At 64.3% G+C, this 23,967-nt stretch carries 24 protein-coding genes and 3 pseudogenes; 21 read left to right on the forward strand and 6 right to left on the reverse strand.

Features of this window, described 5'->3' with window-relative positions:
- Nucleotides 1–978 precede the first annotated feature (978 nt).
- The 10 genes from HDG32_RS30465 (at nt 979) to HDG32_RS30510 (ending at nt 11,829) form a co-directional block, all read left to right on the forward strand.
- Nucleotides 979–2,334 carry an MFS transporter gene (locus HDG32_RS30465; RefSeq protein ID WP_184073027.1) on the forward strand — a complete coding sequence of 452 codons (1,356 nt, stop codon included), beginning with the start codon at nt 979–981 and terminating at the stop codon, nt 2,332–2,334.
- 35 nt (nt 2,335–2,369) lie between these two features.
- Nucleotides 2,370–3,587, forward strand: a complete 1,218-nt coding sequence (locus HDG32_RS30470) for an acyl-CoA dehydrogenase family protein (protein WP_184073029.1) — start codon at nt 2,370–2,372, stop codon at nt 3,585–3,587.
- A 20-nt stretch (nt 3,588–3,607) separates the two neighbouring features.
- A complete protein-coding gene (hpaC, locus tag HDG32_RS30475) occupies nt 3,608–4,129 on the forward strand; it encodes a 4-hydroxyphenylacetate 3-monooxygenase, reductase component (protein ID WP_184073031.1) in 522 nt (173 codons plus the stop codon).
- Between the two features lie 2 nt (nt 4,130–4,131).
- Nucleotides 4,132–4,836, forward strand: coding sequence for an EthD family reductase (locus HDG32_RS30480; protein WP_184073133.1), 705 nt, complete (start codon nt 4,132–4,134; stop codon nt 4,834–4,836).
- Nucleotides 4,837–4,885: 49 nt separating this feature from the next.
- Nucleotides 4,886–5,806 carry a LysR family transcriptional regulator gene (locus HDG32_RS30485; protein ID WP_184037845.1) on the forward strand — a complete coding sequence of 307 codons (921 nt, stop codon included), beginning with the start codon at nt 4,886–4,888 and terminating at the stop codon, nt 5,804–5,806.
- A 171-nt stretch (nt 5,807–5,977) separates the two neighbouring features.
- On the forward strand, nt 5,978–7,285 hold the full coding sequence (locus HDG32_RS30490) for an MFS transporter (RefSeq protein ID WP_184073033.1): 1,308 nt from the start codon (nt 5,978–5,980) through the stop codon (nt 7,283–7,285).
- Nucleotides 7,286–7,422: 137 nt separating this feature from the next.
- Nucleotides 7,423–8,325 carry a LysR family transcriptional regulator gene (locus tag HDG32_RS30495; protein WP_184073035.1) on the forward strand — a complete coding sequence of 301 codons (903 nt, stop codon included), beginning with the start codon at nt 7,423–7,425 and terminating at the stop codon, nt 8,323–8,325.
- A gap of 206 nt (nt 8,326–8,531) precedes the next feature.
- Nucleotides 8,532–9,740, forward strand: a complete 1,209-nt coding sequence (locus HDG32_RS30500) for a CaiB/BaiF CoA-transferase family protein (RefSeq protein ID WP_184073037.1) — start codon at nt 8,532–8,534, stop codon at nt 9,738–9,740.
- A complete protein-coding gene (locus HDG32_RS30505) occupies nt 9,737–10,513 on the forward strand; it encodes an enoyl-CoA hydratase (RefSeq protein ID WP_184073039.1) in 777 nt (258 codons plus the stop codon). Before HDG32_RS30500 ends, HDG32_RS30505 begins: the two co-directional genes overlap by 4 nt.
- A gap of 347 nt (nt 10,514–10,860) precedes the next feature.
- Nucleotides 10,861–11,829: a PDR/VanB family oxidoreductase gene (locus tag HDG32_RS30510; RefSeq protein WP_184073041.1), complete on the forward strand. Its 969-nt coding sequence runs from the start codon at nt 10,861–10,863 to the stop codon at nt 11,827–11,829.
- Nucleotides 11,830–11,844: 15 nt separating this feature from the next.
- On the opposite strand, the gene HDG32_RS30515 is transcribed toward HDG32_RS30510, so the two are convergent.
- On the reverse strand, nt 11,845–12,765 hold the full coding sequence (locus HDG32_RS30515) for a LysR family transcriptional regulator (protein WP_184073043.1): 921 nt from the start codon (nt 12,763–12,765) through the stop codon (nt 11,845–11,847).
- Nucleotides 12,766–12,940: 175 nt separating this feature from the next.
- On the opposite strand from HDG32_RS30515, the gene HDG32_RS30520 reads away from it, so the two are divergent.
- From HDG32_RS30520 to HDG32_RS37335, 9 genes and pseudogenes are all read left to right on the forward strand, one after another.
- Nucleotides 12,941–14,224 (forward strand): Rieske 2Fe-2S domain-containing protein, encoded by a 1,284-nt coding sequence (locus HDG32_RS30520; protein ID WP_184073045.1) that lies wholly within the window; start codon nt 12,941–12,943, stop codon nt 14,222–14,224.
- Nucleotides 14,221–14,721 carry an aromatic-ring-hydroxylating dioxygenase subunit beta gene (locus HDG32_RS30525; protein ID WP_184073047.1) on the forward strand — a complete coding sequence of 167 codons (501 nt, stop codon included), beginning with the start codon at nt 14,221–14,223 and terminating at the stop codon, nt 14,719–14,721. The genes HDG32_RS30520 and HDG32_RS30525 overlap by 4 nt, the downstream gene beginning before the upstream one ends.
- A gap of 9 nt (nt 14,722–14,730) precedes the next feature.
- The gene (locus HDG32_RS30530) at nt 14,731–15,105 is read left to right on the forward strand and encodes a tautomerase family protein (RefSeq protein WP_184073049.1); all 375 of its coding nucleotides are present in this window, start codon (nt 14,731–14,733) and stop codon (nt 15,103–15,105) included.
- Nucleotides 15,106–15,160: 55 nt separating this feature from the next.
- Nucleotides 15,161–15,388 (forward strand): annotated as a pseudogene (locus tag HDG32_RS30535) (flavin-dependent monooxygenase); the annotation flags it as partial.
- A gap of 35 nt (nt 15,389–15,423) precedes the next feature.
- Complete coding sequence (locus tag HDG32_RS30540) at nt 15,424–15,801, forward strand: hypothetical protein (protein ID WP_184073051.1); 378 nt, start codon at nt 15,424–15,426, stop codon at nt 15,799–15,801.
- Nucleotides 15,794–16,324 carry a nuclear transport factor 2 family protein gene (locus HDG32_RS30545; protein ID WP_409340061.1) on the forward strand — a complete coding sequence of 177 codons (531 nt, stop codon included), beginning with the start codon at nt 15,794–15,796 and terminating at the stop codon, nt 16,322–16,324. Before HDG32_RS30540 ends, HDG32_RS30545 begins: the two co-directional genes overlap by 8 nt.
- Entirely contained in the window at nt 16,321–17,463 is a 1,143-nt protein-coding gene (locus HDG32_RS30550) for an amidase (protein ID WP_184073053.1), read from the forward strand. Before HDG32_RS30545 ends, HDG32_RS30550 begins: the two co-directional genes overlap by 4 nt.
- A gap of 22 nt (nt 17,464–17,485) precedes the next feature.
- A complete protein-coding gene (locus tag HDG32_RS30555; protein WP_090808176.1) occupies nt 17,486–18,229 on the forward strand; it encodes an SDR family NAD(P)-dependent oxidoreductase in 744 nt (247 codons plus the stop codon).
- On the forward strand, nt 18,168–18,467 hold the full coding sequence (locus HDG32_RS37335; RefSeq protein WP_409340062.1) for a flavin reductase: 300 nt from the start codon (nt 18,168–18,170) through the stop codon (nt 18,465–18,467). The genes HDG32_RS30555 and HDG32_RS37335 overlap by 62 nt, the downstream gene beginning before the upstream one ends.
- Nucleotides 18,468–18,586: 119 nt before the next feature.
- On the opposite strand, the gene HDG32_RS30565 is transcribed toward HDG32_RS37335, so the two are convergent.
- The 3 genes from HDG32_RS30565 to HDG32_RS30570 all read right to left on the reverse strand — a co-directional run bounded on the left by HDG32_RS30565 (nt 18,587) and on the right by HDG32_RS30570 (nt 21,496).
- Nucleotides 18,587–20,233: an NRAMP family divalent metal transporter gene (locus HDG32_RS30565; RefSeq protein WP_184073055.1), complete on the reverse strand. Its 1,647-nt coding sequence runs from the start codon at nt 20,231–20,233 to the stop codon at nt 18,587–18,589.
- A 42-nt stretch (nt 20,234–20,275) separates the two neighbouring features.
- Nucleotides 20,276–20,410, reverse strand: a complete 135-nt coding sequence (locus tag HDG32_RS36790) for a hypothetical protein (RefSeq protein ID WP_018424053.1) — start codon at nt 20,408–20,410, stop codon at nt 20,276–20,278.
- A gap of 705 nt (nt 20,411–21,115) precedes the next feature.
- Nucleotides 21,116–21,496 carry a BON domain-containing protein gene (locus tag HDG32_RS30570; RefSeq protein WP_090808180.1) on the reverse strand — a complete coding sequence of 127 codons (381 nt, stop codon included), beginning with the start codon at nt 21,494–21,496 and terminating at the stop codon, nt 21,116–21,118.
- A gap of 352 nt (nt 21,497–21,848) precedes the next feature.
- On the opposite strand from HDG32_RS30570, the gene HDG32_RS30575 reads away from it, so the two are divergent.
- Nucleotides 21,849–22,124, forward strand: coding sequence for a hypothetical protein (locus tag HDG32_RS30575; RefSeq protein ID WP_260336652.1), 276 nt, complete (start codon nt 21,849–21,851; stop codon nt 22,122–22,124).
- A 543-nt stretch (nt 22,125–22,667) separates the two neighbouring features.
- Here HDG32_RS30575 and HDG32_RS30580 read toward each other — a convergent pair.
- Together HDG32_RS30580 and HDG32_RS30585 are read right to left on the reverse strand one after the other, a co-directional pair.
- A complete protein-coding gene (locus HDG32_RS30580; protein WP_184073057.1) occupies nt 22,668–23,426 on the reverse strand; it encodes an SDR family oxidoreductase in 759 nt (252 codons plus the stop codon).
- Between the two features lie 53 nt (nt 23,427–23,479).
- Nucleotides 23,480–23,602, reverse strand: a pseudogene (locus HDG32_RS30585) (AraC family transcriptional regulator); the annotation flags it as partial.
- Between HDG32_RS30585 and HDG32_RS30590 the strand changes: the two are divergent.
- Nucleotides 23,583–23,924: pseudogene (locus HDG32_RS30590) on the forward strand (MFS transporter); the annotation flags it as partial. The pseudogenes HDG32_RS30585 and HDG32_RS30590 overlap by 20 nt on opposite strands.
- Nucleotides 23,925–23,967 lie beyond the last annotated feature (43 nt).

Below are 23,967 nucleotides of genomic sequence, written 5' to 3' on the forward strand. Positions count from 1 at the left end.
CGCGGCCGCTGCGGCCAAGCGTGTTGCCCAGCCTGGTCGCGAGCAGAAGTCCAGCGATGCCGCCGCCGACGATGACGATCCGGGTGGTCTGGCGCGTCGTCAAATGTCTTTCTTGCATGATTCCCTGCTCCCTTGCTCGCTTTTCAATACTGAGCAGTATAGTTATAGAGGTCGTCCGCGTCAAGTTAAATGAACTGTATGGTTCATGTATCATAAGATCACAACGTTGAAAGTCGAAGGCCAGCCACGGGCGTGCCGCCGGCCATAGCCCAAAGCCCGCAACCTCGGCGTTTTTCTTTGATGCCTGGAAGTCGAGTTGCGCTGACGGTTCACCCCGGCGACGGGGAAGGAATCGACACTGCCAGCGAGAGGAGCCGTAAGCAACGTGGGCGATTGTCCCCAAGGTGAGGTTTTTCGGTAGCCAAAGGCTTCCGTTCTACCCGGATTGAGCAATTGCCGCGAGCGCGAGGTCTCGAATGCGGGGCCGACCTCCTGGAACTCCTCACCATGGCGCACAAAGCGTCGTTCTCTCGACTCCTGGAAATCCTCACCATCCTGGAAGACCTCACCTCAACAGCTCGCTTCAACTTATAGCCCTGCATTCCAGCGTGCTCTTCGCGCACTGGACACCGACGCGCTCCGCGCTCGCTGGTCCGAAACGCAATCGTTCACCGCAACGCTGAAGCCAGCGAAGCACGCGCTGCGCGCTTCGACGCACCTCATCCCCATCGCCGTTCCGACGCAACCACCGCTCCCGTAAACCCTCACCGTAGCGCCATCTCCTGGAATTCCTCACCATTCGCGCGTCGCTCGATCCGGGCGTCGCCCATGCACGCCATTCATATCGATCATTTTTGGCCCGAATTTGACCGCGTTTATCGCCGCTCATATCGTGCAGCCATGTCGTCCGAATGTGATTCGCCCCGCTGCGTAGAGCCATCGTCATGCGGGAACCTCAATCTTCGTTCTCCCTGAGCCATGAACTCTGACGCCGTGAATTCCGATCTGAGCGCCCCGCTCGCATCACGCCGATCCGCCGCCGCGACGGGCGGCGTACGACGCGCGGTCACGACCGCCGTGCTGGGTCAAATCCTCGAATGGTATGACTTCTTCCTGTATGGAACGGCCGCGGCACTGGTATTCGGCAAGCTGTTCTTCCCCGTCGGCAGCGATCCGCTCACCGGCACCGTCGCCGCGTTCGGCGGCTTCACGGTCGGCTTCATCGCGCGGCCGATCGGCGGTGTGCTGTGCGGACATCTCGGTGACCGCTACGGGCGCAAGCTCGTGACGATGCTGACGCTGTTCGCGATGGGCACGGCGACCATGTTGATGGGCGTGCTGCCCACCTACCAGCAGATCGGCCTCGCCGCGCCGGCGCTGCTCGTGTGTCTGCGCATCGTGCAGGGGCTCGCCGCGGGCGGCGAATGGAGCGGCAGCATCCTGCTGATCCATGAGAACGCGCCGCAATCGAAGCGCGGCGCGCTCGCCGCATGGAGTCCGTGCGGCGCGGCGCTCGGCTTCGTGCTGTCGACCGGTGCGTTCCTGCTGGTGCAGAACCTGTCGTCTGCCGATTTCCTGAGCTGGGGCTGGCGCATTCCGTTCCTCTGCAGCGCCGCACTCGTCGCACTGGGCTTGTGGATGCGCCGCTCGGTCGGCGAAAGCGCCGCGTTCGCTCGAGCGAAGGCAAAGCGTCACGAGAGCCGCATGCCGGTGATCGAAGTGTTGCGGCAATGTCCTCGCGAAGTGCTGACGATCTTCGGTTTGCGCTTCGGCGAAGGCGGTGCGTCGTACATCTTCTTCGCGTTCTCGATCGCGTATGGCCAGTTCCTCGGCATCAAGTCGAGCTGGATGCTCGGCGGCCTGACTCTTTCGATGCTGCTGATGATTCCGTTCTCGCTGTTCTTCGGCTACCTGACCGACAAGGTCGGACGCAAGCCCGTGTATCTCGCCGGCGCGATCGCGATGGTGCTCGTCGCATGGCCGTATTTTGCGCTGCTCGGCTCCGGCGAATACTGGAAAGTGATCACGGCCCTCGTGCTGGCGAACAGCCTCACGCTCGGCATCCTCGAAGGCGCGCAGCCCGCGTTCATCAGCGAACTGTTGCCGGTACATCTGCGCTTCTCGGGGCTTGGCATCGGGCGCGAAATCTCCTCGGTGCTCGGCGGCGGCCTGTCGCCGATGATCGCCACGGCGCTGCTCGCGCACTATCGCAGCGCGACGCCGGTCGCTCTGTATCTCGGCGTGCTCGGCCTGATCACCGTGATCGCGACGCTGCTCGCCCGGGAGACCTATCCGAAAGCGATGCGCATCGAAGCGCATCAGAAAACCGAATGACATCGTTCACATTACCGAATCAAGAGGTAACGCGCATGCACGCCGTTCATATCGCCAGCGCCCGCGCTTGCACCGCCGACGCACCCATCATCGACACGCAGGAGGACTACCCCGAATACACGGGCCCGCTGTCGCTCGATGACCTGATCACCGAAGTCGAGCGTCGCCGCGACGAGTTCGATGCGGTTTCACACGTCCCGCGCGACATGATCCTGAAGATGAAGCGCGCGGGCATCTTCCGCGCGAGCACGCCGCAACGCTTCGGCGGCGACGCGCTGCCGCCGCCACAGTTTCTGGCGATGCTCGAACGCATCGCGATCGCCGATGGTTCGACCGCATGGGTCGCGGCCTTTGGCTCCGCGAACACGTATCTCGCGTCGCTGCCGGTCGAGACCCAGGCCCGCATCTACGCGTCCGGTCCGGACCAGGTTTTCGCGGGCGGCCTGTATCCCCTGCAACCGGCCGGGCGTGCGCCCGGCGGCTACGTCGTGTCGGGTCAATGGCGTTTCGCGAGCGGCTGCAAGGGCGCGGACTGGCTCGGCGTCGGCATCGGTGGCGCGCCGGGCAAGGTCGGCGACGCGAACGCGGGCAAGCCGTTCACGGCCGTGTTTCCGGCGAGCGAAGTCGAGATCGTCGACAACTGGAACGTGGTCGGCATGCAAGGCACCGGGAGCCACGATCTGCGCCTGAAAAACAAGTTCGTCGACGAGCAATGGACCTTCGTGCGCGGCGGTGCGCCGCTGATCGACGAGCCGCTCTACCGCTACCCCGTCGTCGCATATCAGGCACAGGTGCATGCGGCTGTGAACCTCGGGCTCGCGCGCGCGGCGCTCGACCTGCTGGCCGCTATGTCCGGCGTAACCAGAACGACGACCGGCGCGCCGCGTCTTGCCGACCGCGCGTACTATCGCTCGGGTCTCGCGCAGGCGGAAGCGAATCTGCGCAGCGCGCGCGCGTTCTTCTTCGAGTCGGCGCAAACTTCGTGGCGCACGGTCATGGCGGGCGACCCCGTGTCGCCCAGCGAGGCCAATCTGCTGCGGCTCTCCGCGACGCATGCCGCGCATACGTGCGCCGAGGTGGTCATGCAGGCGTACAAGATGGCTGGCATCGGCGCGATCTATCGCGAGAGCCGCATGCAGCGGATGGTGCGCGATTCGATCGTCGTCACGCAGCACGCGTTTCTCGGCGAAGGCACCTACGACGCGTCGGGCGCGCTGTTCGTCGGCATACCGCCGGTCACGCCCTATCCCTGAGCGACGTAGGAGCGACTGTCATGACGCACGACGAAACGCGCACGCACTTCCGCAACGCGATGGCTTGCCTCGGCGCGGCCGTCAACATCATCACGACCGATGGTCCGCGCGGGCGCTGCGGCATCACCGCGAGCGCGGTCTGTTCGGTGACCGATACGCCACCGACCATGCTGGTGTGCATCAATCAATCGAGCTATGTGCATGACGTGATGCACGAAAACGCGAACCTGTGCATCAACATCCTTGGCGCGCACTGCCAGGACCTGGCGCGCGTGTTCGCGGGCATGACGGGTTGCTCGATGGACGCGCGTTTCGATCAATGCGCGTGGCAGCCGGGAGCGCTCGGCGCTCCGGTGCTTGGCGAGGCGCTCGCGAGCCTCGAAGGACAGATCGTCGACAGCAAGACGGTGGGCTCGCACTCGGTGATGTTCGTGCGGATCGAACGGATCGCCACGCGCGATGACGGCGATGGACTCGTCTACTTCGGCAGGCAGTTCCACCGGCTTGCGCGTGCCGGTGTCGCGGCTTGCGAGGCGGCATGACGATGCAGGTCTGTCTCTTTCTGATCGGCACGAGCGACGCGCGGCAATCGCTCACGGACCCGCCCGCGCTGCTGCGGGCCGCCACGCAAGTCGCGGGGCTGCGCAAGCTGATCGTGCACGAGCCGATCGCGGGACGGGTCGATGCGCGTATCGCGCCGGCGGCGGATGCGCCGTCGTGCGTGCTGCAGTGGTACTTCGACGAACTCGAGCCGCTCGAAGCCGCGCTCGAACCTGACGGCGCGATCGCGCACGCGTTGCATTCGGCCATGCGCGCCGAATTCAGCCCGCAAAGCTTCTCGCAGCAGGTGATGGCCGTGCGCATGTTCGCGCCACCGCAGGCTGCGTCGGTCGAAGACAACGCGCAACGCTGCACCTATCTGGTCGCATACGAAGGCGTCGCGCAAGACTTCAACGCGTGGCTGACGCACTATCTAGCGCATCATCCGCCGTTGATGCTGCAATTGCCGGCGCTGCGCGAAATGGAGATCTACACGCGCATCGACAGCCGCAGCGGTTTGCCGTTTGCGCGCGCGAGCGCGATGCAACGCAACAAGGTCGTGTTCGACGATGCGAGCGCGCTCACCGATGCGCTCGCGTCGCCGGTGCGCGATGCGATGCGCCGCGATTTCCACGCGCTGCCGCCGTACAGCGGGGCGACGCCGCATTTTGCAATGCGCAGCATCTACGGTAACCTCGCCGCATATTGACCGGCGCGTCGCGCGGCCAGCGACGTGCCTTAGTTTGCGAGAGCTGCGCATGAACAAACTGAATCCCGGCATCGCCGATCTGAATCTTCTGCGCGTGTTCCTCGCGATCTGGGACCTGCGCAGTCTGACGGCGGCCGGCGATCGGCTCGGTCTCACGCAACCGGCGGTCAGTCATGCGCTGCGCCGTCTGCGCACTCTGTTCGAAGACCCGCTGTTTTCGCGCACGCCCAACGGCATGGTCCCCACCGATGCCGCGTACCGCCTCTATCCGCCGCTCGCGCAAGCGTTCGCGATCATCAACGAAGCCGTGCAGCAGCTGGCGAAGTTCGAGCCGTCGACCGCGCGACGGGTGTTTCGCGTGTCGATGTCGGACATGTCGGAGTTCTACTTCTTGCCCCCGCTCGCCGCGCTGCTCGATCGCGAAGCGCGCGGCATCCGCATCGAGGTTGCCAATGTGCCGGTCGAGTCGGTCAGCGCGGCGATGCGCGCCGGCGAAGTCGATCTCGCGCTCGGCTATGTGCCGGGTCTCGACGCGGGCTGCGTGAGCCGGACGCTGTTCGTCGACGAGCACGTGTGCGTGGTGCGCGCCGGTCATCCGCTGCGCAAGACGAGGCCGAGCCGCGAAGATCTGAGCGCGCTACGCTACGTGTACGCGAGCACCAATGCGACCGGGCATCGGATGGTCGAGCAATGGCTCGACGAGCTGAACCTGAAGCGCGAGGTCGTGCTGCGGCTGCCGCATTTCGTCGTCGCGCCCGAGATCGTGATGAATACCGATCTTGCCGTGATCTTTCCGAAAAGCATCGCGAAGCGCTTCAACCGCGGCAAGGCGTTCCGGATTCTGCCGCTGCCGTTTCCGCTGCCGCCGATCGAAATCCAGGTGCACTGCCACTCGCAGTTCGCGGCGGACCCCGGCATCGCGTGGCTGCGCGAGACCATCCATACGATGTTTCATCAGCCGGCACGCTGAGCGCCCGTGAGCTTGCCCGCGGGTGCCCGGGCACGCCGGGCATATTAGCTGCACTGATACCCGCCCTGCTTTTCGGCTAATTTGACGCCACTATCTGTCGCCTCGACACTGCGTATCGTGCGAAGCCTTTTCTGAAAGGCCGCCATCCCCCCACTTCAGATGCGAGCAGACATGTCCTCCGTTCAATCCCCGATCGCGGCCGGGCGCGCCACGGCAGAGTCGGATCGCGCACTCAGGAAAATCATCATTGCGTCGGTGGCCGGCAACGCGATGGAGTGGTACGACTTTTTCGTGTACGGCACCGCGGCTGCGCTCGTGCTCGGGCAACTGTTCTTTCCCGCCCACACGGACCCGTTGATCGGCACCATCGGGGCGTTTGCCGCGTTTGCGATCGGCTTCGTCGCGCGTCCGCTGGGCGGCATCGTGTTCGGGCATATCGGCGACCGCTATGGACGCCGCGCGTCGCTCGTCTGGACGCTGCTGATCATGGGCTTTGCGACCTTCGGCATCGGGCTGTTGCCGACCTATGAGCACGTCGGTCTGGCCGCCCCCGCGGCGCTCGTGGGCTTGCGCTTGCTGCAAGGCATCGCATCAGGTGGCGAATGGGGCGGCGGCGTGCTGATGATCAGCGAGAACGCTCCGCCCGAAAAACGCGGCTATTTCGCGGCGTGGAGTCAGCTCGGCGTGGGCGGCGGCTTCGTGCTGTCGGCGGGCGCGTTCCTCGCGGCGCAAGCGCTGCCGCACGATCAGTTCATGTCATGGGGATGGCGTCTGCCGTTTCTCGCGAGCATCGTGATTTTCGCGCTCGGCGTGTACATCCGTCACAACCTGCCGGAGAGCCGCGACTTCGAGAACGCGGAGAAAGCCGGCAAGACCGCGCATATGCCGGTGCTCGAAGCGATCAAGCGTCACCCGAAAGAGATCCTGATGGCGATGGGTCTGCGGGTCGCGGAAAACGGCGGCGCCTATATCTTTCTCGCGTTCTCGCTCGTGTACGGCAAGTTCGTCGGCATTTCGAATTCGGTGATGCTGACCGGCGTGATGCTCGCGATGGTGGTCGAAATGGGCGCGATGCTCGCGTGGGGCAAACTGTCGGACCGCATCGGGCGCAAGCCGGTGTATATGATCGGCGCGGTGTCGCTCGTGGTGATGGCGTTTCCGTTCTTCTGGCTGCTCAACACGCAGTCCACGCCGCTGATCTGGCTCGCGCTTTTGCTCGGCACGGCCGTCTGCCACGGCGCGATGATCGGCACGCTGCCAGCGCTCGTCGGCGAACTGTTCAGCACCGAAGTCCGCTATTCCGGCGTGGCGCTCGGTCACGAAGTCGCGTCGATCTTCGCGGGCGGCCTGTCGCCGCTGATCGCGACCGCGCTGCTCGCGCACTACCAGGCCTACTGGCCGGTTGCCGTGTTCCTGATCTTGCTCGGTCTCGTTACCGTCGTCACGCTGAAGTTCACGCACGAAACGCGGCAGCCGTAATGCTTCGCCTGCCTGGCGTGCAAGCCTTCGCGCGGTGACGTGTATCGCGCGAAGGCTTCGCTTTGGCCCGCGCAGTCTGAGGTAAAGGAGTGCGGTAACATGGCACTCCCCCAAAGACCCGGTCCTCATGTCAGCGCATGAAAGTCGACACCACCACCGTTCGTCTCGTCGTCGCGATGGTCGAAGAGGGCAGCATCTCGCGGGCGGCCAACCGGCTGGGGCTCGCGGTGGCGGCGGCGTCGCGGCGCGTGTCGGATCTCGAGGAGCAACTCGGCACGAAGCTCTTCAGGCGCGTACCGCACGGCGTGGAAATGACCGAGTCGGGTGGCAAGCTGCTCGGCTATCTGCAGCAGGTCGACACGCTGGTGGAGCGGCTCGCGAGCGAGGCGCAGGCACTCGTGAGCGGGTTCGACGGACGCATCGTGATCGGCGCGCCGAAAGCCGTGATCATCGAGTTTCTCGCCGCGGATATCGCCGCGATCCGGAATGCCTATCCGGGCATCTCGCTGAAGATCGTCGAAGAGAACAGCCGCATCGTGCAGCAGATGTTGCGCGACAAGATGATCGACATCGGCATCTACGAAAAGAAGAGCGGCTTTCTCGATCTGCCGCCAATGCGCTATCGCGAGGACCGGCTGGTGCTCGTTTATAGCCGCGCACACTTCCATCTTGATCCGCAGCCGATCACGCTCGACGCCTTGCTCGAGCTTCCGCTCGTCAGCCTCGGCAAGGGCTCGGCAATCCTTGCCGCCGTGCAGCGCGCGTTTCACAGCCGCGGCCGCCGCTTCGATTGCGACTATCTGGTCAATGGTTTCGACACGATGCTCGCCGTCGTGCGCCACGGGCTCGGCGTGGGTCTGATGCCGCCCGACGTGCTGCGCAGCTTCCATCCCGAGGACGGCCTCGGCGTCGTCGAGCTCGCCGGTGACTGGCATCAACGTAGCTACGTACTGTCTTGTGTGGAAGGACATGCGCAGGCGCAGACGCTGCGCAACGTCGAAGCCGCGCTCACGGCCGGACGGCGCGTGGCCGGCCGCTGAAGCGCGGGCGCAGCAGTTCCTGCGCTCGACCCCCTCGACTGCAAAGCACCCCCTTCGTCTTTTGCGAAACCAGGTATGACCGTCGCATTCTTGCGGCGGCACCCTCGCGTGCGCGACAGTTGACGCACGCCAACACGGTGCTGCAACGGCCGGCCGCGCGACGCGCTTCGCGCGACAGCGGCCCGGCAGGAAAAACAGGAGACGACATGACGCAAAGCCACGCACAAACACCATCCAGCGACGACGCGGATACGGACAACCGGCCGTTGCCGCTGCAGGGCATCCGTGTGCTCGACGTCAGCCAGGTGATGGCCGGCCCGTTCGCCTGCATGATGCTCGCCGATCTCGGCGCGGACGTCATCAAGGTCGAACCCCTCGAAGGCGACCAGACGCGCGGCGCCATGGGCTTCAAGATGAAAGGCCCGGACAGCATGGGCTTTCTGAACATGAACCGCAACAAGCGCTCGGTCGCGCTGGACCTGAAGACCGACGAAGGGCGCGAGTTTTTCTACAAGCTGGCCAGGACCGCCGACGTGATCGTCGAGAACTATCGACCCGGCGTGGTTCAGCGGCTGCGGATCGATTACGAGACGATCCGTGAAATCAACCCGAAGATCGTCTACGCGAGCATCTCGGGCTTCGGTCAAAGCGGCCCGTGGTCGCAGCGCCCCGGCTTCGACCTGATGGCGCAGGCCATGTCAGGCGTCATGAGCGTGACGGGCTACAAAGGCGGCAAGCCCGTGAAGGCCGGCGTGCCGGTGGCGGACATCGGCTGTGCGCTGTTCGCCGTGTACGGCGTGCTTTCCGCTTATATCGGCGCGCAGAAGACCGGGCAGGGGCAACACATCGACGCGTCTCTGTTCGATTCGGCGATGGCCTTCTCGATCTGGGACATGTCGGATTACTGGGGAACGGGTGTCGAGCCGACGCCGCTTGGCACAAGCAACAAGATGAGCGCGCCGTATCAGGCCGTGAAGGCGCGCGACGGTTACTTCGTGATGGGCGCAACCAACCAGAAGCTGTGGTCGCGTCTTTGCGAACTGCTGGAGCGGACCGATCTGCTGACGAATCCCGAGTTCGAGACCGTTTCCCTGCGCCTGAAGAACCGCGAAGCGCTGATCGAATCGCTCGAGAAGTCGTTCGGCCAGCGCGACTGCGAGGCATGGATCGAGACGATGCTGGCCGCGGGCATTCCCGCCGGACCGATCCTGTCGTATCCGCAAGCCTTCAGCAGCGAACATGCGCAGTATCGCCGCATGTGCATGGAGATCGACCATCCGGTTGAAGGCAAGGTCAAGAACATCGGCTTTCCGGTCAAGATGCTCGGTACGCCGCAGCGCGTGCGACGCCATCCGCCGCGGCTGGGCGAGCACAACGACGAGCTTTACGCAGAGATCAACGGGGCCGCGAAATGAGCGAAGCGACGAGTGAGAAAGTCAGGCTCGAACGTCTGACGGAGTCGGTCGCGCAGATCGTGATCGACCGCCCCGAGCGGCACAACGCGATGTCGATTCCGATGTACGAGACCTTGCTGGCATTGATCGACCAATGCCGCGCGGACGAAACCGTAGGTTGCATCGTTCTACGCGGCGCGGGCGGCAAGTCCTTTATCTCGGGCACCGACATCGACTACTTCCGCGACTTTACGGCAGGCTCGCAGGGCGTCGAATACGAAGCGCTCGTCGAACAGGTGATCGACGCGGTCGAACGCATTGCGGTGCCCACCGTCGCCGCGATCGACGGTTGGGCCGTGGGTGGCGGACTCGCCATCGCTACCGCGTGTGACTTCCGCATCTGTGCGGAGGGCTCGCGCTTCGGCGCGCCGATCGCAAAGACGTTATCGAACACGCTGTCGTCACGCAATCTCGCGAGGCTCGTGGCGGCATTCGGCGTGCCGCGCGTGAAGAAGATGCTGCTGCTCTCCGATTTCCTCAGCGCCGCCGAAGCGCACGCGTGCGGCTATGTGTATGACGTCACGGCGAAGGAACAGGTCGGCAACGCGGCGTGCGCGCTCGCCGAGCGGCTCGTTGCGCTATCGCCCGTGACGCAGCATGCGGTCAAGGAGAGCTTGCGGCGCATCGTGATCGATCAAAGCCTCGCAGACGAGGATCTCGTCGAGCAGGTGTACGGCAGCCAGCGGTTCCGCGACGCCGTCGCGGCCTTCGGCTCGGGAACGTTGAAAGGCTGAGCGTCCCGGATCGCACGCGCAATCGCGTGGCTTCACCACAAAAAATAAACCGCATCTGGAGGACGACACATGAAACGCCTGTCGCTGAAGGCCACTGTCGATCGGCGTGATGCTCTTCGGCATCGTGCTGAGCTTCTTCATGAAGCCGAACATACCGTTTTCGAATGACGCGACGCAGCCGCGCAGCGAATCGCAACGCAAGGAGGACGCGCTGTCGGGCGCTTGACACTTCAGCATAAAATAAATCGCATTGATGCAAGCACGGTTTTTTAGTCTATTTTGCTTATCCGATGCGGGGCGCTAATCTCGGCATATCGTCCCCCCCAGGAATACATCGGAAGGCAATCATGCAAGCGCAAACCCTGAAGGTTCGGGTCGACGCCTTGTGCGAAGAAGCGCACGGGGTCCGCTCGTTCAGCATTTCGCGGCTCGATGGGCTGCCGTTCGAGCGCTACGAACCCGGCGCCCATATCGACGTCACGAGTCCTTCGGGCGTCACGCGGCAATACTCGTTGTGCGGCGACCCGGAGTGTATCGAGTCGCAGATTTTCGCGGTGAAGAAGGAGGAGCAATCGCGCGGCGGCTCGCGCTCGCTCCATGAAGAGGTGAGCGTCGGCACCGAGCTGTCGGTCGGCGCGCCGCGCAACCTTTTTCGTCTCGAAGAAAGCGCGGACGAGCACATCCTGATCGGCGCGGGCATCGGCATTACGCCGTTGCTGTCGATGGCTTATCGGCTCGCCGCGCGGCACGCGCGCTTCACGCTGCACTATTTCGCCCGCAGCGAGGCGCACGCGGCCTTCATGACGCTGCTCACGCGCGAGCCGTTCGCACGGCATGTGAAGCTGCATTTCGGCGTGCAGCCCGAGGAGCTGAAACCCGCGCTCGACGCGTGCCTGCTCGATGCAGGCGCGAACGCGCATGTCTACACGTGCGGTCCCTCGCCGTTCATGGATTTTGTCGCAGCGAGCGCTCAGCAACGCTTGCCCGCGGAAGCGATTCATCTCGAACGCTTCAAGGCGGAGCCGGCTCCCGTGGCCGAAGCATCGCTCGACAGCTTCGACGTGCAATTGGCGAGCAGCGGTCAGACGGTGCGAGTCGATGCGAACACGTCGATCGTCGATGCGCTCGCGTCGATCGGTATCGAGGTGGACACATCGTGCGGCGAAGGCGTGTGCGGTACCTGCATGGTCGATGTGGTTAGCGGCGAGCCCGAGCATCGCGATCACTGTCTGAGCAAGGCCGAGCGCGCAAGCAATAGCGTGATCTGCTGCTGCGTGTCGCGCTCGCGAACCCCCGTGCTCGTGCTCGACCTCTGATTCACCTGCGCGCAATCACATTTTCTCGAATCCCGCGAGGATCTCGGTGATGAGGCCGCGCATCCACGCGATGCCTTCGTCTTCGTGGAAGTGCTCGTGCCAGTGCATCGTCACGGCGGCCTTCGGCAGCGGCACGGGCAGTGCATAGATCCGGAACGCGTCGCCGCGATTGAGGATATGCGCGAGCCGTTCGGGCAGCGTCGCGAACAGATCCGTCGCGGCCAGCACGCCAGGCACCGCGACGAAGTGCGGCAACGCGAACGCGATATTGCGGCCGACGCCTTGCGCGCGCAGCGCGTCGTCGAGCGCATGGTGACTGTGTTCGAGCGAGCGCACCTGGATGTGCGACGCGACCAGAAACCGTTCGAGCTTCAGCGTGTCACCGCTCGGCAGGTCGCGGCGCTTGCGCGTCATGCACACATACGATTCCTCGAACAGCAGGCTATGCCGCGTGCGCGGCAGCAGCGACGGCAGATTGCCGATCGCGAAGTCCAACCGGCTCGAGCGCAGCGCCTCCTCGATCTCCTCCACCGGCAACGGCTCGACGACCAGCTTCACGCGCGGCGCGGACTTCTGCAGCGCCGCGCACAGCGCGGGCAGATAGGCCATTTCGCCCGCATCCGATAGCGACAGACGAAACGTGCGCGTGCTCGTCGCCGGATCGAAACGTTCCGCGTAACGCAGCGCCTGACGCACGATATCGAGCGCGTGGCCGACGATTTCCGCGAGCTCGAGCGCGACGGGGGTCGGCTGCATACCCGCGCGCGTGCGGATAAAGAGCGGATCGTCGAACATCGTGCGCAGACGGCCGAGCGAGTAGCTGACCGCGGGTTGCGACAGCGCGAGGCGTTCGCCCGCTTTCGTCAGGCTGCGCTCCTCGACGATCGCCTGAAACACCCTCAGCAGATTGAGATCGACGTGGTCGATGGAGGTCATGGGGTCTCTTGTGATATCAGCCGAACTTATTCGGCAACCTGTTTTTAATCGATTTGACGCATGATCGTCGCAAAGCGAGACTGATGTCAACGAGAGGATGCGCTGATGTGTGGCACGCGACTCGTCGCGTCGATGTGCGTCTTCATTCCAATCACGCAACTGTCCCCCGCATACGATGAGTACGCCGACCTATCAAACCATCGACACCAGCGCTTTAGCCAGGCGCGCCGAGGCCGATCGCATCGCGCCTTCCCTCTACTACGATCCCGAGCTGTTCGAAGTCGAACTGGAGCGCATTTTCTACAAGACGTGGATCTGGGTCGCGCATGACAGCGAGCTGCCGAAGCCCGGCGATTTCATCACGACGACGATCGGCCGGCAGCCGGTGATCGTCGTGCGCGACAAGAGCGGCGCGGTCAACGTACTGCAAAACCGCTGCCGGCATCGCGGCGCGACCGTGTGCGAAGAGCACAAGGGCAATGCGAAGGGCTTCACGTGCCCGTATCACAGCTGGTCTTATGCGCTCGACGGCACGCTGCGCGCTCTGCCGTACGGCGACGGTTACGAAGGCGTATGCGAAAAGGGCGATCTGCCGCTCAAGCAGCTGCGCGTGGGCGTCTATCAGGGCCTCATTTTCGCGAGCTTCAACGAAACGATCGAACCGCTCGAAGACTTCCTCGGCGGCGCGAAGCCGTGGATCGACCTGTTCATGAAGCAGGGCGCGGGCTATCCGATCAAGGCCAACGGCGAGCACAAGTTCAAGTTCAAGGGCAACTGGAAGATCCAGCTCGAAAACACGACGGATCTGTACCACTTCCCGGTCGTGCACAAGTCGTGGATGAAGTCCATCGACGACGAAACCGCCGCCGCGATCACCAGCTTCATGACGAGCGACCAGGCGTTCTGCCGCTCGCTCGGCAACGGTCACAGCCTCGCGGTGCTGATGCCCGAGATCGTCGATCTGGACCGCGACGATGGCGCGCCGCTGCCCGAGCGCTTCAGCGAACTCGCCGCGCAACTCGCGCAAAAGCACCCGCCGGAAGAAGTGCGCCGCATCGTGCGCTCGCTGATGGGCGTCGGCTTCAACCTGAACCTGTTCCCGAATCTCGCGCTGTCGATGGCGTTTTTCCGTGTGCTGCGGCCGATTTCCGCCGAGGAAACGGAGATTCGCCACGTCGCGCTCGCGATGGACGGCGGTCCTGAAGAAGCGAACCGCGTGCGCCTGCGCATTCACGAGCACTTCCAGGGCCCGTTCGGCTTCGGCAGTCCCGACGACGCCGAAGCGTGGGAGCGCGTGCAGCGCGGCTCGCATGCGGGACCGGACGTACCGATCCTCGTCAATCGCGGTCTGAATCGCGAAACGACCGCCGCGAACGGCGAGAAAACCGCCCACGCAACCGATGAAACCGGCATGCGCGAAGCCTACAAGCAATGGCGCGCAATGATGGAGCAGGCATGATGGACGACAGAAACGCACTCTTTTCCCACCAGACCTTTGCGCGCGCGATCGAGTTCATCTGGCGCGAAGCCGAATTGCTCGATCGACGCGACTATCGCGAGTGGCTCGAGTTGTGGGACCCGGCGGGCCACTACGTGGTGCCGATCGATCCGAAGGCGACCGATTACGCGGCAACGCTGAACTACGCGTACGACGATCGGCACATGCGCGAGCTGCGCGTGCAGCGCATGACGTCGGGCTATTCGGCATCCGCGTCGGATGCCGCGCGCACGGTGCGCACGGTGTCGCGCTTCACGCTCGCGAGCGATAGCGCGGACGTGGTCGAAGTGAAGTCGTCGCAGATCGTCATTGCGTACAAGCGCGGCACGTCGACGATCTTCGCGGCCGATCTGACGCACAAGATCAGCATGGCGAGCGGCGAGCCGCGTCTCGTCGAGAAAGTGATCCGCCTGATCGATTCCACCGATGCGCTGAGCGCGATCGGCTTCCTGCTCTGACCGGTCATCATGCCGACACTCGAAGTCTATTTGCCGCAAGGCCATCCAGACGAACGCAAGGCGAAACTGATTCAAGGGTTGACCGATGCGACCGTCGAGGCAATCGCCGCGCCCGCGGAGTCCGTGCGCATTCTGCTATCGGAGCTGGCGGCAACGAACGCCGGTCTTGGCGGCAAGCTCACGCCTGCCGCGTTGCCGGTCATCATCGCAATCCTGATAGCGGGTCGCACCGACGCGCAGAAAGTCGCGTTGATTGCCCAGCTATCCGAAACGATCGCCGCGATCTTCGACCTGCCGTTGCCTTCCACGCGCGTGATGATCAAAGACATTCCCAACACGGACTTCGGCATCGGCGGCAAGACCGCGCGGGCGCTGGGCCGCTAGCTTCGCGATGCGCTCAGGCTTGGGACTGCAGGCGCAAGTGCTGGCGGTCGTCAATCTGGGCCTCGCGCGCGCGGCGCTCACGCAGATCGCGCGGGAAGGCGCCGACGTCGTGAACCGCGCGTATCGGCTGGGCGGCACGATGGCGATCTATCGCAACCATCCGCTGCAACGTCTCGCGCGCGATGCGATGGTCGTCACGCAACACGCCTTCCTCGGCGAAGGCAATTACGACGGAGCCGGCGCCGTGTTCGTCGGCGTGCAGCCGATTCCCGGCTACCTGTGAGCTCTCTTCAATCAATCGAACCAAGGAACGTTCCCATGAGCGACAACCGAAACCTGCCTTTGCGTGTGCTGTTCTGCTGCGGCGTCTCGCAGAACTTCTTCGACTTGCCGCGCGAACAGATCGGCGAAGTGTGGCAAGCGTACGGCAAGATGCTGAACGCGATCGAAGCGATGGAAAACGTGCGCGTGCTGGGCGTGATGGACGACGATCGGCTCGTAGTCGGCAACGCCGATGGCGCGCCGTGGACGTTCTACATCATGGCCGACGTCGCCGACTTCGATACCGCGGTGGCCGTGTGCAATCTGTATCGGACGACGCCGGTCGGCGACTACAACCTGTGGCGCTACGGCAAGATCGAGGCGCGCGTGGGCCGGGCGCTGACGGTGCCGCCAGCGGTCGCCAACCATGCGTGACGCGATGACCGATCCGGCTATCGACGCGCTGCTCGCGCGCGTCAAAGCGCTAGAAGCACAGAACGCGGTGCGTAAGACGATCGCGCGCTACATGGCGCTGTGCGATGTGCCCATGCGCGCGCTCGAGGGCGAGGCGCTGGCCGCGCTGTTCGCCGAAGACGCGATCTGGGAAGGCATCGGCCCGCAGTACGCGAACAAGTTCGGGCGTCTCGAAGGGCCGGCGCAGATCGTCGCGATGCTGCAGCGTTATCTGCCGCCCACGCCGCACTTCGCGACCAATGTGCACTTTCTGACTGCGGAGCATATCGAGGTGAACGGCGACACGGCGAAGGGTCGCTGGATCATGTTGCAGGCTTCGGGTTATGTCGATGCGAAAGCGGAACTGATCGCGGCGCGCCTCGAAGTCGACTTCGTGCCCGCCACTCACGATGCGGGCGCGACATGGCTGATCCGCCATTTCCGTACCGAGCGTCTTTTCGATGCACCGTGGCAAGTCAACCCGGCCCAGGGAGTTTCGGCATGAGCGCATTTCTGCAGACATTCGATCTGAGCGCGACGGACAGCGCCGACGCGCCGACGATCGCGATCAAGGACAGCATCGACGTCGCCGGCTACGCGACGACAGCGGCAAGCCGCGCGCTTGCCGACGCACCGCTTGCATCGGAGCACGCCGAAGTCGTGCGGCGTTTGCTCGACGCCGGCTGGCGCGTCACTGGCAAGACCAACATGCACGAACTCGCGTTCGGCATGACCGGCATCAACGACTTTTCCGGCACGCCGGTCAATCCGCAGGACGCGGCACGCATTCCGGGCGGATCGTCGAGCGGGTCCGCGTCGGCGGTCGGGCAGAAGTTCGTGGACGCCGCGCTCGGTACCGACACCGGTGGCTCGGTCCGCGGCCCGGCCGCATGCTGCGGCGTTATCGGCCTGAAGCCGACGTTCGGCCGCGTGTCGCGGCACGGCGTGGCGCCGCGCGTCACGACACTCGACTGCGTTGGACCGTTTACGCGCGAGACGGACACGCTGATTCGCGTGATGACGGCGATCGATCCTTCGTTTCGCGCTGACGATGCGCGTCGAGACGTTTCGCAGTTGCGCATTGGCATGGTCGCAGTCGACGCGGATGACGACATCGCCAAAGCAATCGCCGACGCTGTTGGAAAGTCCGAACTCGCCACGCAAGCGATCGAACTCGCGTCGCTGAAGGACGCATTCACGGCCGGCCTCGCGGTGATCAACGCGGAGACATCGCGCGCATTCGGCCATCTGGTGGCAAGCGGCAAGCTCGGCGCCGATATCGAAGCGCGCCTGCGCGCGGCCGCGGCCACGAGCGCCGCCGATCTCGACGCGGCGGAACGCGTGCGCCGCACGTTCACCGACGAAGTGGACCGCGCGCTCGACCGGGTCGACGTACTCGTGCTGCCGACGCTGCCTGCATTGCCGATCACGCTCGAAGCAGCACGCGCAGGCACGTCGGTGATCGGCATGTCGTCGTTGATCCGGCCGTTCAACCTGAGCGGGCATCCGGCGCTGAGCCTGCCCGTTCCGATCGAACGCTCGACGCTGAAGGCGGGCCTGCAAATCATCGGTCGCAAGAACGACGACGAAACGGTGTGCGCGCTCGCCGCGCACCTCGAAGCGCGCCTCGCGCAATCCGCCTGAACGCAATCAAGGAGTCAGCAAGATGTCGAACAGAATCGCGCTCGTGACGGGCGCCGCGCGCGGACTTGGCGCCGTTGTCGCGCGTCGTTTTCACGAAGCAGGCTACAGGGTAGCACTGGCCGATATCGCGATCGAACCCGCGCAAGCGCTTGCGCATGAACTCAGCAGCGACGGCTCGAGCGCCTGCGCAATCCGGCTCGACGTCACGCGCAAGGCGGACTTCGAGGCAGCGCGCGACGCGTTGCTCGAACGTTGGGGTGGCGTGGACGCGCTCGTCAACAATGCGGGCGCCTCGAAGGTCGTGCCCGTGATGGACATTACCGCCGAGCAGTTCGATCAGGTCATCAACGTGAATCTGCGCAGCGTGCTGTTCGGCTGCCAGGTATTCGGGCAGTACTTCGCGCAGCGCGGCGTGGGCCGCATCGTCAATATCGCGTCGCTGGCGGGGCAGAATGGCGGCTCGGCAACGGGCGCGCACTATGCGGCCGCGAAGGGCGGCGTGCTGACGCTGACCAAGGTCTTCGCGCGCGATCTCGCCGCGCGCGGTGTGACAGTCAACGCGATCTCGCCGGGGCCGCTCGATTTGCCGATCGTTCACGAGAGCGTGGCGGCGGACAAGCTGGCAAAAGTGATCGAAGCGATACCGGTCGGCAAGCTCGGGGCCGCGTCGTATGTTGCCGATGTCGCGGTGATGCTCGCTTCCGGTGACGCTTATTTCGCCAACGGCGCGTGCTGGGACGTCAACGGAGGCCTGTACATGCGCTGATGCGTCTGCCAGGGCCGAGGCGGCCGGGTCATTCCGGCCGCTCGTCCGACGGGCTCCATACTTCGAGCACGCCACGCTCGCGAGCTTGCAGGGGAAGATCGTGGAAGCGAAGGAAGTCGGCTCGCACTCGGTCATGTTCGTGGAGACCACGCAGATTCGCGTGCGCGCCGACGGCGACAGCCTGATTTACTTCGACCGGAATTTTCACCGGGTGCCGCGCGCGTGGAAGGGGCAATGAGTCATTTGAAGCGCTGCCGGCCAGCTCAGGCTCCGGCAGCGCTTGCGTTGTCGCTCCCGACATGGCTCCCGTAAAACCTCACCATTGCCCGGACCTCCTGGAACTCCTCACCATTCGCACTACTTCAGCAACGCCATCTGCACGACCTTGACGATCACGAGCGCGATCGCGAGCAGCAGATAGCCGCGCAGCACGCCCATCCAGACGCGTTTGGCGAGCGTCAGACGCGGCGGCGGCAGTTCGTCGAGCGGCGGCATGCGCCACGTGTTGCGCGCGTCCTTCGCATAGACCGGAGCCGGCTCGGCCGCGGACTCGCCGCGCAGCTTGCGCATCCCGAAGCTCGCCACATACCCGACGACCGCGAGCAACGTGCCGCCCGCCAGGACTTCGATGATCGTTTCCGCCGCGAAGTCCGGATAGATCACCGACGCGGTCAGGATGATCGACAGCATCACGAGCACCCAGATCACCGCGCCGGTAAACAGATTGAGCTTCTTCGAATTGGCCCACGGACCGAGCACCGCGCGATCGTTGCACAGCAGCAGCAGGAACACGGTCGCGCTCGGCAGCAGTACGCCGGCGAGCGTCTGCACCGCTTCGGTCAACAGACCGAGCGGGCTGCCTGGAATCAGCACCAATGCCGCGGCGGCCGCGACGATCGCGAAGTACACGACGTAGAAGCCCTTCGCATCCGACACGCTACGGTGCAGCGAATGGCGGATCTTGAACACGTCGCCGATCGCATAGGCGGTCGATAGCGACACAGCCGCCGCGCCGATCACGCACGCGTCGAACAGTGCGATCGCGAACAGCACGGCCGAGGTACGTCCCGCGTATCTCTCGAGACCAGCGATCACACCGCCCGCGTCCGTGAAGTTGCCGAACCCGGGCCGTCCGTCGAACAGCGCCGCGCTGAACGAGATCATCGCGACCGCGCCGATCAGTACGAACACGATGCCGATCCACAGGTCGGCTTTTTCGTAGTTCATGAAGCGCGGCGTGATGCGCTTGTCGACCACATAGCTCTGCTGGAAGAACAACTGCCACGGAGCAACCGTCGTGCCGACGATGCCGATTACGAGCAACATCACGTCGGACAGCTTCGAGTGCGCGGGCCAGTTCGGAATGAAGAAGTCGCGTGCGATCTGGCCGACCGGCGGGTGAATCGACACGAGCACCGGCACGAGCAGCAGGCTCAACACGCACAGCGCGACCGCGAAACGCTCGAAGCGGCGGAAGTCGCCGGTGCTGACGGCGGCCATCGTCAGCGCCGCGGCGATACACACGCCCGCGACCTTCGAGACGCCGAAGAAGTCGAGCACGAACGTGATGCCGATGAATTCCGTCACGATGGTTAGCGCGTTCAGCAGGAACAGATCGACGACGCTGAACGCGCCCCAGAACTTGCCGAAGCGCTCGAAAATAAGCCGCGCGTGGCCCACGCCCGTGACCGCACCGAGCCGCAACACCATCTCCTGATTGACGAACAGCACCGGCACCAGCAACAGCATGGTCCACAGCAACGTAGTGCCGTAGTTCTGGCCGGCCTGCGTGTAGATGCCGAATGCGCCCGCGTCGTTGTCGCCGACCATCACGATCAGACCGGGGCCGAGGATCGCGAGCAGCGTGCGCAGGCGCGCCCACCAGCTCGTGCGTGGCGCGATGTCATGGTGAGCGATCGTGCCGAGCGCGCCCTTGATATCGCCGACGTGTGCCGAATCGAGCACGGCGCTGCGCGCGGAGGAAATGTTCGTCGGAGTAGACATGTCGTTCTCTCCTGGTTGTATTTGTCGAAGGATCGCGAAACGCTATGCCACGCGCGACATCACGCGACGGCAGAAGGCGATGAACGGATGCGGTGCGTGCAGCACGAGCATGCCGTCGTAATGGGCGCGCGATTCCTGCACACGCGGGAACTGCGAAAGAAGGAGGCCGAATTGCATGAGGGATCTCCGTGCGCCGGTTTCGACGCGCTGGTGGAAAGCCAGCAGACACGGAGGCCGCGTATGTCCGGGCGCGGCGGTGGAGGTCTACTCGCTTTCCTCGGTTGATAGAACGGGGAAGCGGCATAAGGGATAACTGTCACTGTCGGGCATGGCGGCTCCTTGTCGGTGTGTAGCGGGGACTGCGTTCGAGCGTGTGAAGCGTTCGCTACGCACGTTCGCTACGCACGTGTTTATCCACGCGTTCGCGCGCATTGCGTTGACTGACAACGCGCGCGCAAACGCGACCGCAAGCGCAAGGCTCGCGATGCGACGCCGTATCGGCGCGGGAACGCGCGTGAACGCGGCGTTCCTGTCATGCGGATACGACGTTGCTTTAGGTGCACGGGAAGAAACTGCGGCGCACACCGTCTGCCAACTGGCAAGACGGCGGCTGATGAAGAGAGCGCGGACGTCCTGCCGGTCAGGCAGCGAATCTGTTCGAAAGTCGGCTACTGCAGGTGTCCAAGGCATGAGCCCCATTGGTGATGATTTTTGAATTCTAGGGTTCGCCTTCCGCCGAGGTCAACCTGTTTCTTAAGCAGAGCAGAAAAAATGTGCGGCGCGCGACGGTGGGCACTTTGAATGACATGCGGGTCGAGGCCGATATAGGGGGAGGTCGAACAGGCGGCACCGATCCGTCCGGCCGATGCCACCACGCCGTGCTCACTGATTGGCGCGCCGTCGCTCGGTCAGCCGGTTATGCACGCTTCTGACGCCGCGAACCGATCGCGCGGCGTTGCCGGCTCGCGCGATTTGCGATTGCCGCGGCACGGTGCCGGTCAGCGTAACGATGCCGTGACGCGCTTCGACACGGATGTTCGCCGAATTGAGGTTCGTGGTGCGCGTGAAAGCGCGGCGGACGTCGCGGACGATTGCGCTGTCGGACCGGTTGTTGTTCCGGTTCGAAGCCGCTGGGACCGACTGGCTTTGCATCGACGCATCGTTCGGCATCTCGCGCGTCTGTGCGTTTGCATAGGTCGCGCAAGTCGCGATGGCCACCGCGAACAGTGCACCGAGGATTCTGCTCGCGCCGTTTGTTTTCATTCTTCCTCCTTTGCCGGTTTGTCAGGAACTGCCGTTCGAGCCGCGTGCTGCCAGCGGGGAAGAGGCGGCGCAACGCACTACCGCCTCGCGACGAGTCATCGACCGTCGGCCCCGATTATATTCTGCGGCGCACGCGCCGATACTGATAGGTGAGAAGATTCGGGAGCCGCCGAGGTGAGAATATGCGCACCTGTACGCGCACTTCAAAATCGAAGGTGAGGGAATTCGGGAGTCGCCCGGACGGCGCTACAAATTGCGAATGCTTTCCTGAGAAACTAATATCGCATTCCCAACCTTGCTTCCTTTTCGTCAGGTTCGCCCACGTCGATGCAACGTTTCCGTCAGAGGCGTCATGCGGTCAGACCGTCTAGCCGGAAGCCGGCGAAGGCGGCGCGCACAAGAGACAAAGAGGCTGCTCGAACGCGAGACGGTCGACGAAGACCGTCGCAATCATCTGATCGCGTTAAGCGATGCCGCACAGGCGCTCGTCCCCGAACTCGCGCAATTGGACGATCAGAACGACGACGAATTTTGCGGCCATCTGCCCGCGCAGGTTAGAACGGCGCTCGTCGACGCGATGAAGAACGTCGTCGCGGTGCGTGGGCTGAAGAACGTGCCGATCGAATGAACGTGGCGCGTGGATCGCGTCAAAGGTGAGGACTTTCGGGAGTCGCGCGCGGGCGGTTCTTTTGCAACTAACCGGCCGGGCCAGGAACGGCACAAACCGCGCGGCAAGAGGCTCGCGGGAATGCGCGCATTTATGTCGGTCAGCCATAGGTGAGGATATTCGGGAGCCGTCGATGCTGTATCGGGCGACGGCCCGTCGTGCGACGCACAAAACGCGCTTCATGCAGTCGCTAATCATGGCATCCGTCGCGGTGACCGTGCGCCGGCTGTGTAACGTAAGTCGTTGAATGTCCAGGCGATCTGCCGCGTACGCGGCCGGCATCGGCGAAGCGATCCGGCTGCGTTCGATCAAAGGTGAGGGATTTCGGGAGCGGTGTGTGAGCGCCGCAATGCGCTCGCTGAAATGCCTCCTCGAGTCCTCTTTTAACCTCAAAGGTGAGGCTTTTCGGGAGAAACGACGACGGTAGCAGGCGCCGATCCGCCACTGCTCCGTGCTTGAGGTGAGGCTTTTCGGGAGCGCAAATACCCTGCAGCAATAGCCCGTTCAGGCCGATTTCGCGATCTCGCGAATGTCCGCGACCGGCGTCTGCCCGAACGCATCGCTGAGCGCATAGTCGATCAGCTGCGCCGCGCATTGCTCGGGCGTCGACAGTTGGCCGTTGCGCTTCAGCTCGTCGAAGCGCTGGCGCATCGGGAACTGCTCTGCGCCGCTACCGCGAATTTGCGCCTGCATGTCCGTATCGATCACACCCGGCGCGAGGCTGCAGATGCGCAGCGCGCGATTCGCGTCGAGCGCGACGGCGCGCGCGTGATGATCGAGCGCGGCCTTGGTCGCGCAGTAGATGCTCCAGCCCGCATACGCGTTGCGCGCCGCGCCGCTCGAAATGTGCACGATGCGGCGGTCGGTTGCGTCGACGGCCGTGGCGGCGAGCGCGCTCGCGAGCATCAGCGGCGTCGCGACGTTCAGGCTCACCGCGTCCGCGACGCTCGCGGCGTCCTGTCCTTCGATGGGCCCGATCGGCTGCATCATGCCCGCGTTGTTGATCAGCAGCACCGTCTGCGCGCCGCGCACGAAGTTGCTCAGTGCGTCGGTGGCGATCCATTGCGCGACGCGTGCGGGCTCGGCCAGCGGCAGCTCGATCTCTTCGAGCCGCGCGGCAAAGCGCGACTTCAGCGCGGCATGCCGCGAGCGCGACAGACCCAGCACCGTGACGTTGCGCGCGAGCAGTTGTTCGGCGAGCGCCGCGCCCAGGCCGCGCGTATGGCCGGTGACGATCGCGCGAATCGGAGAAGAGGAGGTCATGTCGTTCCTGGTGATCGTTGACGTGCAGAGTCGACGATTTTCTCACGCCGTATTCACACCGGGCGAAAGCGCTCGCGATACCGCATCGGCGTCACGCCAAGCCGCTTCGTAAACACGATGCGCATGCGGTCGGCGGTGCCGAAGCCGCAATCGTAGGCGCTCGGCTTCTTCGCCGCGGGATTCTTCGACAAGCAGACCCCCTTGCTGGTGGTCGCGCTTGCCGTGATGGGCGCGGGCGTGGTCGCGTCGATCCCGGCATTCTGGGCGCTGCCGCCAAAGCTGCTGACGGGCGCGGGCGCCGCGGGCGGTATCGCGTTGATCAACACGCTCGGGCAACTCGGCGGGATCGTGAGCCCGGTGATGGTCGGACGTGTGAAGGATCTGACCGGCAGCACGACGCCGGCGCTGTATGTGATCGGCGCGATGAGCGTGGTGTGCGCGCTGATCGTGCTGTATGGGTTGCCGGAGTCGTTGCGCAGTCGTGAAACGACGCAGTGAAATCGAGGGTGGAGGGCGCGGCCGTTGGCTTGCATCGCGTGAG

This window comes from Paraburkholderia sp. CI2 (genome assembly GCF_014201055.1).
GTDB lineage: Bacteria > Pseudomonadota > Gammaproteobacteria > Burkholderiales > Burkholderiaceae > Paraburkholderia > Paraburkholderia tuberum.